General features: G+C 62.3%; 1 protein-coding gene. It reads right to left on the reverse strand.

What is annotated here, in order from left to right:
• Positions 1–268 (reverse strand): TIM barrel protein (locus RTW80_RS29455; protein WP_312721663.1); only part of this gene is annotated, 268 nt, incomplete at both ends.

Consider the following 268-nt stretch of genomic DNA (forward strand, 5'->3'; position numbering starts at 1 on the left):
CAGTGTCCATGATCTCTACCGCCAGCATTACCTGCGCGGCGGCAGCCTGCTCTACGGCCCACGCCAGCCCTTCGGCAAAGCGCTGTTGCGTGCCCTCGTCGTGCTCCTCGTAGTACACGTCATAACCCGCAAGCTGGATGGTGCGAATACCCAAATCACGGGCCAGCCGGATGGCTTTGGTCTTGTTCTGGCGGGCGCGTTCGCGCACGATTTCATCGCGGCTGCCATTCGGGAGGCGTCGATGGGCAGAGAAGCACATCGTCGGGAT

The organism is Escherichia sp. AM3, from assembly GCF_032029835.1.
Lineage (GTDB): Bacteria > Pseudomonadota > Gammaproteobacteria > Enterobacterales > Enterobacteriaceae > Escherichia > Escherichia coli.